Source organism: Enterobacter sp. ZOR0014 (genome assembly GCF_000798855.1).
Taxonomy (GTDB): Bacteria; Pseudomonadota; Gammaproteobacteria; order Enterobacterales; family Enterobacteriaceae; genus Enterobacter; species Enterobacter kobei.
The window spans coordinates 15,888-27,645 of the sequence record NZ_JTLF01000280.1 but is presented as its reverse complement, the minus strand read 5'-3'; the positions used below and the strand labels follow the sequence as shown (position 1 = coordinate 27,645).

Genomic DNA, 11,758 nt, shown 5'->3' with positions numbered 1-11,758 from the left:
GAACATAGATTACTCTGCAGCAGCTTCTGCTTTCTCTGAACGATCAACCAGCTCGATGTAAGCCATCGGCGCGTTGTCGCCTGCACGGAAACCACACTTCAGAATGCGAGTGTAACCACCGGCACGGCTCGCGAAACGCGGGCCCAGTTCGTTAAACAGTTTTGCCACGATCTCGTTATCACGAGTGCGGGCGAATGCCAGACGACGATTAGCAACGCTGTCAGTCTTGGCAAGAGTAATCAGCGGCTCAACTACGCGACGCAGCTCTTTCGCTTTAGGCAGGGTCGTCTTGATGATTTCATGACGAACCAGTGAACCTGCCATGTTGCGGAACATAGCCTGGCGATGGCTGCTGTTGCGGTTCAGTTGACGACCACTCTTACGATGGCGCATGACCTTATCCTTCTCAGTAAAACCTTAACCTGTGATCCGGTTACTCGTCAGCAATGCTTGCTGGTGGCCAGTTTTCCAGGCGCATGCCCAGAGACAAACCACGTGAAGCCAGCACGTCTTTAATCTCGGTAAGAGATTTTTTACCTAGGTTCGGCGTTTTCAGCAACTCAACCTCGGTACGCTGTACCAGATCACCGATATAGTGGATAGCTTCTGCCTTGAGGCAGTTAGCAGAGCGGACAGTCAATTCGAGATCGTCAACAGGGCGCAGCAGGATCGGATCGAATTCTGGTTTCTCTTCTTTCACTTCCGGCTGACGAACATCACGTAAGTCAACGAAAGCTTCCAGTTGTTCTGCCAGGATGGTTGCCGCACGACGAATCGCCTCTTCAGGATCGATTGTGCCGTTGGTTTCCATTTCGATGACCAGCTTGTCCAGGTCGGTACGCTGTTCTACACGCGCTGCTTCAACATTGTAGGCAATACGCTCTACAGGGCTGTAGCATGCGTCGACCAGCAGACGGCCGATTGGGCGCTCATCTTCTTCCGAATGAATTCGGGCAGAAGCCGGCACATAACCACGACCGCGCTGAACTTTGATACGCATGCTAATAGCTGCGTTCTCATCGGTCAGGTGGCAGATCACGTGCTGCGGCTTGACGATTTCAACATCACCGTCGTGGGTGATGTCGGCTGCAGTCACAGGGCCAATGCCAGATTTATTCAGAGTAAGAATAACTTCATCTTTACCCTGAACTCTCACCGCCAGCCCTTTCAGGTTGAGCAGGATTTCAAGGATATCTTCCTGAACGCCTTCTTTGGTGCTGTACTCATGAAGTACACCATCAATCTCAACCTCGGTCACCGCGCAACCCGGCATCGATGAGAGCAGAATACGGCGCAGTGCGTTACCCAGAGTATGGCCAAAGCCACGCTCTAAAGGCTCAAGGGTCACCTTGGCGTGCGTCGAACTCACTTGCTCGATATCTACCAGGCGCGGTTTTAGAAACTCTGTCACAGAACCCTGCATTGTGTCCTCTCTTTGGTACTAAGCTTTACTTGGAGTAAAGCTCGACGATCAGGTGTTCGTTAATGTCCGCAGACAGATCAGAACGTTCCGGCTGACGCTTAAACGTACCTTCCATCTTGCCAGCATCAACTTCCAGCCAGGTTGGCTTTTCACGCTGCTCAGCCAGCTCCAGAGCGGCCTTCACGCGAGATTGCTTTTTCGCTTTCTCACGAATGCTAACAACGTCATTCGCTTTAACCTGATAAGAAGCGATGTTAACAACACGACCGTTTACCATGATTGCTTTGTGGCTAACCAACTGGCGTGATTCAGCACGAGTCGCGCCGAAGCCCATACGGTAAACAACGTTGTCCAGACGACCTTCCAGCAGAGCCAGCAGGTTTTCACCTGTGTTGCCTTTCAGACGTGCTGCTTCTTTATAGTAGTTACGGAACTGACGCTCCAGCACACCGTAGATACGGCGAACTTTTTGCTTTTCACGCAACTGCACACCATAGTCAGACAGACGCGGTTTACGCGCACCGTGCTGGCCAGGAGCTTGTTCAATTTTACACTTGGTATCGATCGCGCGAACGCCAGACTTAAGGAATAAGTCGGTGCCCTCACGACGGCTCAGCTTGAGCTTAGGACCCAAATATCTTGCCATTTTCTATCTCCAACTAACCTAAAAAACGAGCGTTATACGCGACGTTTTTTCGGCGGACGACAACCGTTATGAGGGATCGGAGTCACATCAGTAATATTCGTGATGCGGAAACCAGCGGCGTTCAGAGCGCGAACAGTAGATTCACGACCCGGACCCGGACCTTTAACCATAACTTCCAGATTCTTGATGCCATATTCTTTTACGGCTTCAGCGCAACGCTCTGCTGCAACCTGAGCTGCGAACGGAGTGGATTTGCGAGAACCACGGAAACCGGAACCACCGGCTGTTGCCCAACCCAAAGCGTTACCCTGACGATCAGTAATAGTAACGATGGTGTTGTTGAAAGAAGCATGGATATGAGCCACGCCGTCAGAGACTTGTTTTCTTACACGTTTACGTGCACGAACTGGTGCCTTTGCCATTATTCAATCACCCCGATTATTTCTTGATCGGTTTGCGCGGACCCTTACGGGTACGTGCGTTGGTCTTAGTACGCTGACCGCGCACTGGCAGACCACGACGATGACGCAAACCGCGATAGCAACCAAGATCCATCAGGCGCTTGATGCTCATGCTGATTTCACGGCGCAGATCACCTTCAACGACAAATTTGGCAACTTCGTCACGCAGCGTGTCGATTTGTTCTTCAGACAGCTCACTGATCTTAACATCTTCAGCGATACCCGCTGCAGCCAGAATGGCTTTAGAACGGGTCTTGCCGACGCCGTAGATCGAAGTTAATGCGATCACAGCATGTTTCTGATCAGGAATGTTAATGCCTGCTATACGGGCCACTATGCACTCCTACTATTTAATATGTACGCACCATGCTGAAAAGCCCGTTTTCAGGATACTCAAATGGAAACGTACAGACATACAAAAGATTGGCTGGCTAATCTAGCCAGCTCAACCCAACTTTGCAAGAAAAATATGCGAAATAATCAGCCTTGGCGCTGTTTATGCTTCGGCTCGGCACTGCAAATCACACGGATGACACCATCACGCTTAACGATTTTGCAGTTACGGCATAATTTCTTGACGGAAGCACGAACTTTCATTTTTACTCTCCGTAACTTCTCAGGCGACCAATTAGCGGCCGTAGCCTTTCAGGTTCGCCTTCTTCAATGCAGACTCATACTGACTGGACATCATCAGAGTTTGCACTTGAGCCATAAAGTCCATAATCACGACAACAACGATAAGCAGTGAGGTCCCACCGAAGTAGAACGGTACTTTCATTGCATCACGCATGAACTCCGGGATCAGGCAGATAAAAGTAATATAAAGCGCACCAACCAAAGTCAGGCGGGTCATTACTTTATCGATATACTTCGCCGTTTGCTCTCCCGGACGAATTCCTGGTACAAATGCACCGGACTTCTTCAGGTTATCTGCTGTTTCACGCGGGTTGAAGACCAACGCCGTGTAGAAGAAACAGAAGAAGATGATCGCAGACGCATAGAGTAACACATAAAGTGGTTGCCCAGGCTGCAAATACAGCGAAATTGTTGTCAGCCAGTTCCAACCAGTACCGCCCCCGAACCATGACGCGATGGTTGCCGGGAACAGAATAATACTGGAAGCGAAGATTGCCGGGATTACCCCCGCCATATTCACTTTCAGCGGTAAATGTGTGCTCTGTGCAGCATAGACACGACGACCTTGCTGACGTTTCGCGTAGTTCACCACAATGCGGCGTTGACCACGTTCAACGAAGACAACAAAGAACGTCACTGCAAATACTAATACTGCAACCAACAGCAACAGGAGGAAGTGCAGGTCGCCTTGACGCGCTTGCTCGATAGTGTGGGCGATGGCTGGCGGAAGACCCGCAACAATACCGGCGAAGATAATGATTGAGATACCGTTACCGATACCACGCTCAGTAATCTGTTCGCCGAGCCACATCAGGAACATCGTCCCTGTGACCAGACTAACAACAGCGGTGAAATAGAATGCAAAGCCTGGGTTTAATACCAGGCCCTGCATACCAGGCATATTCGGCAGACCGGTAGCAATACCGATCGACTGGAATATTGCCAGCACCAGAGTACCGTAACGGGTGTACTGACTAATCTTACGACGTCCAGACTCCCCTTCTTTCTTCAATTCTGCCAGGGCCGGATGAACGACCGTCAGCAGCTGGATAATAATCGATGCCGAAATATACGGCATGATACCCAGAGCGAAGATAGAAGCACGGCTGAGAGCACCACCAGAGAACATGTTGAACATTTCAATGATGGTGCCTCGCTGTTGCTCAAGCAGTTTGGCAAGTACAGCGGCATCGATACCAGGGATCGGAATAAAAGAGCCAATACGGAACACAATCAGCGCGCCGATAACAAACAGCAGTCTGCGTTTCAGCTCGCCAAATCCACCTTTGGCACTTTGAAAATCTAATCCCGGTTGCTTAGCCATCTGCTACTTATTCCTCAATTTTACCGCCAGCAGCTTCGATAGCAGCACGAGCACCTTTAGTAACACGCAGGCCACGAACAGTTACCGGAGTAGAAACTTCACCAGACAGGATCACTTTCGCGAACTCGATCTGAATACCGATAATGTTTGCTGCTTTCAGCGTGTTCAGGTCTACAACGCCGCCTTCAACTTTCGCCAGGTCAGACAGACGGATTTCCGCTGTGATCGCTGCTTTGCGAGAGGTGAAGCCGAACTTCGGCAGACGACGGTACAGTGGCATCTGGCCACCCTCGAAACCGCGACGTACGCCACCGCCAGAACGAGAGTTCTGACCTTTGTGACCACGACCACCGGTTTTGCCGAGGCCAGAACCGATACCACGACCCAGGCGTTTACCCGCCTTTTTAGAGCCTTCGGCCGGAGACAGAGTATTTAAACGCATCTCTTACTCCTCAACTTTAACCATGAAGTAAACCGCGTTGACCATACCACGAACAGCAGGAGTATCCTCGCGCTCAACGGTATGACCAATACGACGCAGACCCAGGCCAAGCAGCGTTGCCTTGTGTTTCGGCAGACGACCGATTGCACTGCGGGTTTGAGTGATTTTAATAGTCTTTGCCATGGTCAATTACCCCAGAATTTCTTCAACGGATTTACCACGCTTGGCAGCGACCATTTCTGGAGAATTCATATTTTCCAGGCCATCAATAGTTGCACGAACCACGTTAATCGGGTTGGTGGAACCATATGCTTTGGCCAGAACGTTATGAACCCCAGCAACTTCCAGAACGGCGCGCATTGCACCACCGGCGATGATACCGGTACCTTCTGAAGCTGGCTGCATGAATACACGAGAACCCGTGTGAACACCTTTAACAGGGTGTTGCAGGGTGCCGTTGTTCAGCGCGACGTTAATCATATTGCGACGGGCTTTTTCCATCGCTTTCTGGATCGCTGCTGGAACTTCACGCGCTTTACCGTAACCAAAACCAACGCGACCGTTACCATCGCCTACTACAGTCAGAGCTGTGAAGGAGAAAATACGACCACCTTTAACGGTTTTAGATACGCGGTTTACCGCGATCAGCTTTTCCTGCAGTTCGCCAGCCTGTTTTTCGATGTGAGCCATCTTACACCTCTACCTTAGAACTGAAGGCCAGCTTCACGGGCAGCATCTGCCAGTGCCTGGACACGACCATGATATTGGAACCCGGAACGGTCAAAGGAAACATTGCTGATGCCTTTTTCCAGAGCGCGTTCAGCAACAGCTTTACCTACAGCTGCAGCGGCGTCTTTGTTACCGGTGTACTTCAATTGTTCTGAGATAGCTTTTTCTACAGTAGAAGCAGCTACCAGAACTTCAGAACCGTTCGGTGCAATTACCTGTGCGTAAATATGACGCGGGGTACGATGTACCACCAGGCGAGTTGCACCCAGCTCTTTGAGCTTGCGGCGTGCGCGGGTCGCACGACGGATACGAGCAGATTTCTTATCCATAGTGTTACCTTACTTCTTCTTAGCCTCTTTGGTACGCACGACTTCGTCGGCGTAACGAACACCCTTGCCTTTGTAAGGCTCAGGACGACGGTAGGCGCGCAGATCTGCTGCAACCTGACCGATCAGCTGTTTATCAGCGCCTTTCAGCACGATTTCAGTTTGAGTCGGGCATTCTGCAGTGATACCGGCCGGCAGCGGATGCTCAACAGGGTGTGAGAAGCCCAGAGACAGGCCTACTGCATTCCCTTTGATCGCTGCACGATAACCTACACCAACCAGCTGAAGCTTTTTAGTGAAGCCTTCGGTAACACCAACAACCATTGAGTTCAGCAGGGCACGCGCGGTACCAGCCTGAGCCCATCCATCCACGAAACCATCACGTGGACCGAAGGTCAGAGCGTTATCTGCATGTTTAACTTCAACAGCTTTGTTGAGGGTACGAGTCAGCTCGCCGTTTTTACCTTTGATCGTAATAACCTGACCGTCGATTTTAACATCAACGCCGGCAGGAATGACGACCGGTGCTTTAGCAACACGAGACATTCTTTCCTCCGATTAGGCTACGTAGCAGATAATTTCGCCACCAAGACCAGCCTGGCGCGCTGCACGATCAGTCATAACACCTTTAGAGGTAGAAACAACTGCGATACCAAGACCAGCCATAACTTTTGGCAGCTCATCTTTTTTCTTATAGATGCGCAGGCCTGGGCGGCTGACACGCTGAATGCTTTCTACAACAGCTTTACCCTGGAAATACTTGAGAGTAAGTTCCAGTTCCGGCTTGGTGTCGCCTTCAACTTTAAAATCTTCGATAAAACCTTCTTCCTTCAGCACGTTGGCAATTGCCACTTTCAGCTTGGCGGAAGGCATGGTGACCGCAACTTTGTTCGCGGCCTGACCGTTACGGATACGGGTCAGCATATCCGCGATCGGATCTTGCATGCTCATCTGTCTTTACTCCCGTGATTCAATTGGTAATTACCAGCTAGCCTTTTTCAAGCCTGGCACTTCACCGCGCATGGCGGCTTCACGCAGTTTGATACGGCTCAACCCAAACTTGCCCACATAACCATGTGGACGACCTGTTTGACGACAGCGGTTACGCTGACGAGACGGGCTGGAATCACGCGGCAGAGACTGCAGCTTGAGAACCGCATTCCAACGATCTTCGTCGGAAGCGTTCACATCAGAAATGATCGCTTTCAGTTCAGCGCGTTTAGCGAAGAATTTATCAGCTAAAGCTACGCGCTTTACTTCGCGTGCTTTCATTGATTGCTTAGCCATTCAGTAACCCTACCTTACTTGCGGAACGGGAAGTCAAAGGCAGCCAGCAGAGCACGGCCTTCTTCGTCAGATTTCGCAGTAGTGGTAATGGTAATATCCAAACCACGCACGCGGTCGACTTTATCGTAGTCGATTTCTGGGAAGATGATCTGCTCACGGACACCCATGCTGTAGTTACCACGACCGTCGAAAGACTTAGCGGACAAGCCACGGAAGTCACGGATACGTGGAACAGCAATAGTGATCAGGCGCTCAAAGAACTCCCACATGCGTTCGCCACGCAGAGTTACTTTACAGCCGATCGGATAGCCCTGACGGATTTTGAAGCCTGCAACAGATTTGCGTGCTTTGGTGATCAGCGGTTTTTGACCGGAGATTGCTGTCAGGTCAGCTGCTGCGTTATCCAGCAGTTTCTTGTCAGCGATCGCTTCACCAACACCCATGTTCAGGGTGATCTTCTCGACCCGAGGGACTTGCATGACAGAATTGTAGTTAAACTCAGTCATGAGTTTGTTAACTACTTCGTCTTTGTAGTAATCATGCAGTTTCGCCATCGTACTACTCCAAATTACTTGATAGTTTCGCTGTTAGACTTGAAGAAACGGACTTTTTTGCCGTCTTCGAATCTAAAGCCTACACGGTCAGCCTTGCCGGTAGCCGCATTGAAGATTGCAACGTTAGAAACCTGAATAGCAGCTTCTTTTTCAACGATGCCACCTGGTTGGTTCAGGGCCGGAACCGGCTTCTGATGTTTCTTAACCAGGTTGATACCTTCAACGACGAGTTTGCCGGAAGACAGAACATTTTTTACTTTACCGCGTTTACCTTTATCTTTACCGGTTAACACGATAACTTCGTCATCACGACGGATTTTCGCTGCCATGATTCGCTCCTTAGAGTACTTCTGGTGCCAGAGAGATAATTTTCATGAACTTCTCAGTACGAAGTTCACGAGTTACCGGCCCAAAGATACGCGTGCCGATAGGCTGCTCGCTGTTATTGTTCAAAATAACGCATGCATTACCATCGAAGCGAATGACAGAACCGTCAGGGCGACGAACACCCTTCTTGGTGCGCACCACTACCGCTTTCAGCACATCACCTTTTTTGACCTTACCACGTGGAATTGCTTCTTTGATGGTGATCTTGATGATGTCGCCTACGCCTGCGTAGCGACGGTGCGAGCCACCCAGAACCTTGATACACATTACGCGACGTGCACCGGAGTTGTCGGCGACGTTCAGCATAGTCTGTTCTTGGATCATTTTAGTGCTCCGCTAATGTCAACTACTACCTGAGACTCTAAAATCAGAGCCGTTAAAAAGCCCCATATCGAGGGCGCGGCATTATAACACCGCTTCTGCAATATGGGTAGAAAAAATAAACGGCTCATCGCTGAGCCGTTTATTCGTATTGAGAATGCGTACTGTATTACAGAACCGCTTTCTCTACAACGCGAACCAGCGTCCAGGACTTAGTCTTGGACAGTGGACGGCATTCACGGATTTCAACCTTGTCGCCGATACCACATTCGTTGTTCTCGTCATGTACGTGCAGTTTGGTCGTACGCTTGATGAATTTACCGTAGATCGGGTGTTTCACAATACGTTCGATAGCTACAACAATGGATTTCTCCATTTTGTCGCTAACAACACGACCTTGCAGAGTACGGATTTTATCGGTCATTACGCACCCGCCTTCTGAGTCAGTAAAGTCTTAACGCGTGCAACATTGCGACGCACTTGCTTCAGCAGGTGAGTCTGTTGCAGCTGGCCACTTGCAGCCTGCATACGCAGGTTGAACTGCTCACGCAGCAGGTTCAGCAGCTCAGCGTTCAGCTCTTCAACGCTTTTTTCACGCAGCTCTTTTGCTTTCATTACATCACCGTCTTAGTTACAAAGGTGGTTTTGATAGGCAGTTTCGCTGCTGCCAGGCCGAAGGCTTCACGGGCCAGCTCTTCCGGAACACCGTCCATTTCATAAAGGACTTTGCCCGGTTGGATCAAGGCAACCCAGTACTCCACGTTACCTTTACCTTTACCCATACGAACTTCCAGCGGCTTCTCGGTGATCGGTTTGTCCGGGAATACACGGATCCAGATCTTACCTTGACGCTTAACTGCACGGGTCATTGCACGACGTGCTGCTTCGATCTGACGTGCAGTCAGACGACCACGGCCAACAGCTTTCAGACCGAAAGTGCCGAAGCTAACATCCGTACCCTGCGCCAGACCACGGTTGCGGCCTTTGTGCACTTTACGGAATTTTGTACGCTTTGGTTGTAACATCAGCGACGCTCCTTATTTACGGCCTTTACGCTGCTGCTTTTTAGGTTGAGCAGCCGGTTTTTCCGGTTGTTCAACAGCAGCCATACCACCCAGGATCTCACCTTTGAAGATCCATACCTTAACGCCGATTACACCGTAAGTGGTGTGCGCTTCAGAGGTGTTGTAGTCGATGTCAGCACGCAGAGTGTGCAGCGGTACGCGACCTTCACGGTACCATTCGGTACGTGCGATTTCCGCGCCGCCCAGACGGCCGCTAACTTCAACTTTGATACCCTTAGCGCCCAGACGCATTGCGTTCTGTACAGCACGCTTCATAGCACGACGGAACATAACACGACGTTCCAGCTGAGAAGTGATGCTGTCAGCAACCAATTTAGCGTCCAGTTCAGGCTTACGAACTTCAGCGATATTGATCTGTGCAGGAACGCCAGCGATATCCGCTACGACCTTGCGCAGTTTTTCTACGTCTTCGCCTTTCTTACCGATAACGATGCCAGGACGAGCAGTGTGAATAGTCACACGGATGCTCTTAGCTGGACGCTCGATAACGATACGAGATACAGACGCTTTAGCCAGTTCCTTAGTCAGGTACTGACGTACTTTAAAATCGCTGTCCAGGTTGTCAGCGAATTCTTTGGTGTTCGCAAACCAGGTAGAGTTCCATGGTTTTACAATACCCAGGCGAATACCATTAGGATGTACTTTCTGACCCATTGCTAGTCTCCAGAGTCTCAGCGATCGGACACAACCACAGTAATGTGGCTGGTGCGCTTCAGGATGCGATCTGCACGACCTTTCGCACGCGGCATAATGCGCTTCATGCTTGGGCCTTCATCTACGAAAATTTTCGCGACTTTCAGATCGTCGATGTCAGCGCCATCGTTGTGTTCAGCGTTAGCAATGGCAGATTCCAGTACTTTCTTGACCAATACCGCAGCTTTCTTGTTGGTATAGGTCAGGATGTCCAGGGCCTGCGACACTTTCTTACCGCGAATCAGGTCAGCAACAAGGCGAACCTTCTGTGCAGAAGAACGAGCATGGCGATGTTGAGCTAAAGTTTCCATCTCTTCCTCCTACCTTATTTCTTCTTCGCTTTTTTATCAGCAGCGTGGCCGCGATAAGTACGAGTCGGTGCGAATTCACCCAGTTTGTGACCAACCATTTCGTCGGTAACAAAGACTGGAACGTGCTGACGACCATTATGGACAGCGATGGTCAAACCGATCATGTTAGGAAAGATCGTTGAACGACGGGACCAAGTGCGCAGGGGCTTCTTGTCTCCGCTTTCCACCGCTTTCTCTACCTTCTTCAGCAAGTGCAGGTCAATAAAAGGACCTTTCTTGAGAGAACGTGGCATGGCTTATCCTCTAAAATTATTTGCTACGGCGACGTACGATAAATTTATCAGTACGCTTGTTGCTGCGGGTCTTCTTACCTTTGGTCTGAACGCCCCACGGAGTTACCGGGTGCTTACCAAAGTTACGACCTTCACCACCACCATGTGGGTGGTCGACTGGGTTCATCGCAGTACCGCGAACGGTAGGACGAACACCACGCCAGCGTGCAGCACCTGCTTTACCCAGAACGCGCAGCATATGCTCAGCATTGCCAACTTCGCCCAGAGTAGCGCGGCAGTCTGCTTCGACTTTACGCATTTCACCAGAACGCAGACGCAGGGTGACATAAGCACCGTCGCGCGCAACGATCTGAACGTAAGTACCCGCGGAACGCGCCAGCTGACCGCCTTTACCTGGTTTCATTTCTACGTTATGAACGGTAGAACCAACCGGGATATTGCGCATCGGCAGGGTGTTACCTGCTTTGATTGCAGCATCAACGCCAGACTGAATCTGGTCGCCAGCTTTCAGGCCTTTAGGGGCCAGGATGTAACGGCGTTCGCCATCTTTGTACAGAACCAGCGCGATGTTCGCGGAACGGTTCGGATCGTACTCAAGACGTTCAACAACTGCTGGGATACCGTCTTTGTTGCGTTTGAAGTCAACAATACGATAAGCCTGCTTGTGGCCACCACCGATGTGACGAGTGGTGATACGGCCATTGTTGTTACGACCACCGGATTTGCTGTTTTTTTCCAGCAACGGAGCAAAAGGTTTGCCCTTGTGCAGCTCAGGGTTAACCACTTTAACTACGTGGCGACGACCCGGAGATGTCGGTTTACATTTAACAACTGCCATTG

24 protein-coding genes are annotated in these 11,758 nt (G+C 50.5%); all 24 read right to left on the bottom strand.

The genetic code is table 11. The features are described 5' to 3' along the window. Positions 1-9 precede the first annotated feature (9 nt). On the bottom strand, positions 10-393 hold the full coding sequence (rplQ, locus tag L977_RS14955; protein WP_001216368.1) for a 50S ribosomal protein L17: 384 nt from the start codon (positions 391-393) through the stop codon (positions 10-12). 40 nt (positions 394-433) lie between these two features. Then, positions 434-1,423 (bottom strand): DNA-directed RNA polymerase subunit alpha, encoded by a 990-nt coding sequence (locus L977_RS14950; RefSeq protein ID WP_002919219.1) that lies wholly within the window; start codon positions 1,421-1,423, stop codon positions 434-436. A 25-nt stretch (positions 1,424-1,448) separates the two neighbouring features. Beyond that, entirely contained in the window at positions 1,449-2,069 is a 621-nt protein-coding gene (gene rpsD / locus L977_RS14945) for a 30S ribosomal protein S4 (protein WP_003863314.1), read from the bottom strand. A gap of 32 nt (positions 2,070-2,101) precedes the next feature. Continuing rightward, positions 2,102-2,491 (bottom strand): 30S ribosomal protein S11, encoded by a 390-nt coding sequence (gene rpsK, locus L977_RS14940; protein WP_003863312.1) that lies wholly within the window; start codon positions 2,489-2,491, stop codon positions 2,102-2,104. Between the two features lie 16 nt (positions 2,492-2,507). Further along, a complete protein-coding gene (rpsM, locus tag L977_RS14935) occupies positions 2,508-2,864 on the bottom strand; it encodes a 30S ribosomal protein S13 (RefSeq protein WP_003863308.1) in 357 nt (118 codons plus the stop codon). A gap of 146 nt (positions 2,865-3,010) precedes the next feature. Beyond that, entirely contained in the window at positions 3,011-3,127 is a 117-nt protein-coding gene (gene rpmJ / locus L977_RS23280; protein ID WP_000868187.1) for a 50S ribosomal protein L36, read from the bottom strand. 31 nt (positions 3,128-3,158) lie between these two features. Then, positions 3,159-4,490, bottom strand: a complete 1,332-nt coding sequence (gene secY / locus L977_RS14930) for a preprotein translocase subunit SecY (RefSeq protein ID WP_003863305.1) — start codon at positions 4,488-4,490, stop codon at positions 3,159-3,161. A gap of 7 nt (positions 4,491-4,497) precedes the next feature. Beyond that, on the bottom strand, positions 4,498-4,932 hold the full coding sequence (rplO, locus tag L977_RS14925) for a 50S ribosomal protein L15 (protein WP_014885468.1): 435 nt from the start codon (positions 4,930-4,932) through the stop codon (positions 4,498-4,500). 3 nt (positions 4,933-4,935) lie between these two features. Then, positions 4,936-5,115, bottom strand: coding sequence for a 50S ribosomal protein L30 (rpmD, locus tag L977_RS14920; protein WP_003863301.1), 180 nt, complete (start codon positions 5,113-5,115; stop codon positions 4,936-4,938). A gap of 6 nt (positions 5,116-5,121) precedes the next feature. Beyond that, entirely contained in the window at positions 5,122-5,622 is a 501-nt protein-coding gene (gene rpsE / locus L977_RS14915) for a 30S ribosomal protein S5 (RefSeq protein WP_003863299.1), read from the bottom strand. Between the two features lie 14 nt (positions 5,623-5,636). Beyond that, the gene (gene rplR / locus L977_RS14910; protein WP_003863297.1) at positions 5,637-5,990 is read right to left on the bottom strand and encodes a 50S ribosomal protein L18; all 354 of its coding nucleotides are present in this window, start codon (positions 5,988-5,990) and stop codon (positions 5,637-5,639) included. Positions 5,991-5,999: 9 nt separating this feature from the next. After that, positions 6,000-6,533 (bottom strand): 50S ribosomal protein L6, encoded by a 534-nt coding sequence (gene rplF, locus L977_RS14905; protein ID WP_003863296.1) that lies wholly within the window; start codon positions 6,531-6,533, stop codon positions 6,000-6,002. Between the two features lie 12 nt (positions 6,534-6,545). Beyond that, positions 6,546-6,938 (bottom strand): 30S ribosomal protein S8, encoded by a 393-nt coding sequence (gene rpsH, locus L977_RS14900; RefSeq protein WP_006178918.1) that lies wholly within the window; start codon positions 6,936-6,938, stop codon positions 6,546-6,548. Between the two features lie 30 nt (positions 6,939-6,968). Further along, the gene (gene rpsN, locus L977_RS14895) at positions 6,969-7,274 is read right to left on the bottom strand and encodes a 30S ribosomal protein S14 (protein ID WP_003863291.1); all 306 of its coding nucleotides are present in this window, start codon (positions 7,272-7,274) and stop codon (positions 6,969-6,971) included. Positions 7,275-7,288: 14 nt separating this feature from the next. Further along, on the bottom strand, positions 7,289-7,828 hold the full coding sequence (gene rplE / locus L977_RS14890; RefSeq protein ID WP_001096206.1) for a 50S ribosomal protein L5: 540 nt from the start codon (positions 7,826-7,828) through the stop codon (positions 7,289-7,291). A gap of 14 nt (positions 7,829-7,842) precedes the next feature. Next, a complete protein-coding gene (gene rplX / locus L977_RS14885) occupies positions 7,843-8,157 on the bottom strand; it encodes a 50S ribosomal protein L24 (protein ID WP_003863287.1) in 315 nt (104 codons plus the stop codon). Positions 8,158-8,167: 10 nt separating this feature from the next. Further along, the gene (rplN, locus tag L977_RS14880) at positions 8,168-8,539 is read right to left on the bottom strand and encodes a 50S ribosomal protein L14 (RefSeq protein WP_002919748.1); all 372 of its coding nucleotides are present in this window, start codon (positions 8,537-8,539) and stop codon (positions 8,168-8,170) included. Between the two features lie 166 nt (positions 8,540-8,705). Beyond that, positions 8,706-8,960 (bottom strand): 30S ribosomal protein S17, encoded by a 255-nt coding sequence (rpsQ, locus tag L977_RS14875; protein ID WP_008503489.1) that lies wholly within the window; start codon positions 8,958-8,960, stop codon positions 8,706-8,708. Then, positions 8,960-9,151: a 50S ribosomal protein L29 gene (gene rpmC, locus L977_RS14870; protein WP_003863282.1), complete on the bottom strand. Its 192-nt coding sequence runs from the start codon at positions 9,149-9,151 to the stop codon at positions 8,960-8,962. Before rpmC ends, rpsQ begins: the two co-directional genes overlap by 1 nt. Then, on the bottom strand, positions 9,151-9,561 hold the full coding sequence (gene rplP, locus L977_RS14865; protein WP_002919759.1) for a 50S ribosomal protein L16: 411 nt from the start codon (positions 9,559-9,561) through the stop codon (positions 9,151-9,153). Before rplP ends, rpmC begins: the two co-directional genes overlap by 1 nt. 12 nt (positions 9,562-9,573) lie before the next feature. Beyond that, positions 9,574-10,275 (bottom strand): 30S ribosomal protein S3, encoded by a 702-nt coding sequence (gene rpsC, locus L977_RS14860; RefSeq protein WP_000529945.1) that lies wholly within the window; start codon positions 10,273-10,275, stop codon positions 9,574-9,576. A 17-nt stretch (positions 10,276-10,292) separates the two neighbouring features. Next, the gene (gene rplV, locus L977_RS14855) at positions 10,293-10,625 is read right to left on the bottom strand and encodes a 50S ribosomal protein L22 (RefSeq protein ID WP_002919773.1); all 333 of its coding nucleotides are present in this window, start codon (positions 10,623-10,625) and stop codon (positions 10,293-10,295) included. Between the two features lie 14 nt (positions 10,626-10,639). Beyond that, a complete protein-coding gene (gene rpsS / locus L977_RS14850; protein ID WP_001138117.1) occupies positions 10,640-10,918 on the bottom strand; it encodes a 30S ribosomal protein S19 in 279 nt (92 codons plus the stop codon). A 16-nt stretch (positions 10,919-10,934) separates the two neighbouring features. Continuing rightward, the gene (gene rplB / locus L977_RS14845) at positions 10,935-11,756 is read right to left on the bottom strand and encodes a 50S ribosomal protein L2 (RefSeq protein WP_000301859.1); all 822 of its coding nucleotides are present in this window, start codon (positions 11,754-11,756) and stop codon (positions 10,935-10,937) included. Between the last annotated feature and the right edge of the window lie 2 nt (positions 11,757-11,758).

What these genes read in the sequence shown, in the direction of transcription:
- rplQ (WP_001216368.1), bottom strand. Translation starts at nt 393, where the DNA reads ATGCGCCATCGTAAGAGTGGTCGTCAACTGAACCGCAACAGCAGCCAT.
- L977_RS14950 (WP_002919219.1), bottom strand. Translation starts at nt 1,423, where the DNA reads ATGCAGGGTTCTGTGACAGAGTTTCTAAAACCGCGCCTGGTAGATATC.
- rpsD (WP_003863314.1), bottom strand. Translation starts at nt 2,069, where the DNA reads ATGGCAAGATATTTGGGTCCTAAGCTCAAGCTGAGCCGTCGTGAGGGC.
- rpsK (WP_003863312.1), bottom strand. Translation starts at nt 2,491, where the DNA reads ATGGCAAAGGCACCAGTTCGTGCACGTAAACGTGTAAGAAAACAAGTC.
- rpmJ (WP_000868187.1), bottom strand. Translation starts at nt 3,127, where the DNA reads ATGAAAGTTCGTGCTTCCGTCAAGAAATTATGCCGTAACTGCAAAATC.
- secY (WP_003863305.1), bottom strand. Translation starts at nt 4,490, where the DNA reads ATGGCTAAGCAACCGGGATTAGATTTTCAAAGTGCCAAAGGTGGATTT.
- rplO (WP_014885468.1), bottom strand. Translation starts at nt 4,932, where the DNA reads ATGCGTTTAAATACTCTGTCTCCGGCCGAAGGCTCTAAAAAGGCGGGT.
- rpmD (WP_003863301.1), bottom strand. Translation starts at nt 5,115, where the DNA reads ATGGCAAAGACTATTAAAATCACTCAAACCCGCAGTGCAATCGGTCGT.
- rpsE (WP_003863299.1), bottom strand. Translation starts at nt 5,622, where the DNA reads ATGGCTCACATCGAAAAACAGGCTGGCGAACTGCAGGAAAAGCTGATC.
- rplR (WP_003863297.1), bottom strand. Translation starts at nt 5,990, where the DNA reads ATGGATAAGAAATCTGCTCGTATCCGTCGTGCGACCCGCGCACGCCGC.
- rplF (WP_003863296.1), bottom strand. Translation starts at nt 6,533, where the DNA reads ATGTCTCGTGTTGCTAAAGCACCGGTCGTCATTCCTGCCGGCGTTGAT.
- rpsH (WP_006178918.1), bottom strand. Translation starts at nt 6,938, where the DNA reads ATGAGCATGCAAGATCCGATCGCGGATATGCTGACCCGTATCCGTAAC.
- rpsN (WP_003863291.1), bottom strand. Translation starts at nt 7,274, where the DNA reads ATGGCTAAGCAATCAATGAAAGCACGCGAAGTAAAGCGCGTAGCTTTA.
- rplE (WP_001096206.1), bottom strand. Translation starts at nt 7,828, where the DNA reads ATGGCGAAACTGCATGATTACTACAAAGACGAAGTAGTTAACAAACTC.
- rplX (WP_003863287.1), bottom strand. Translation starts at nt 8,157, where the DNA reads ATGGCAGCGAAAATCCGTCGTGATGACGAAGTTATCGTGTTAACCGGT.
- rplN (WP_002919748.1), bottom strand. Translation starts at nt 8,539, where the DNA reads ATGATCCAAGAACAGACTATGCTGAACGTCGCCGACAACTCCGGTGCA.
- rpsQ (WP_008503489.1), bottom strand. Translation starts at nt 8,960, where the DNA reads ATGACCGATAAAATCCGTACTCTGCAAGGTCGTGTTGTTAGCGACAAA.
- rpmC (WP_003863282.1), bottom strand. Translation starts at nt 9,151, where the DNA reads ATGAAAGCAAAAGAGCTGCGTGAAAAAAGCGTTGAAGAGCTGAACGCT.
- rplP (WP_002919759.1), bottom strand. Translation starts at nt 9,561, where the DNA reads ATGTTACAACCAAAGCGTACAAAATTCCGTAAAGTGCACAAAGGCCGC.
- rpsC (WP_000529945.1), bottom strand. Translation starts at nt 10,275, where the DNA reads ATGGGTCAGAAAGTACATCCTAATGGTATTCGCCTGGGTATTGTAAAA.
- rplV (WP_002919773.1), bottom strand. Translation starts at nt 10,625, where the DNA reads ATGGAAACTTTAGCTCAACATCGCCATGCTCGTTCTTCTGCACAGAAG.
- rpsS (WP_001138117.1), bottom strand. Translation starts at nt 10,918, where the DNA reads ATGCCACGTTCTCTCAAGAAAGGTCCTTTTATTGACCTGCACTTGCTG.
- rplB (WP_000301859.1), bottom strand. Translation starts at nt 11,756, where the DNA reads ATGGCAGTTGTTAAATGTAAACCGACATCTCCGGGTCGTCGCCACGTA.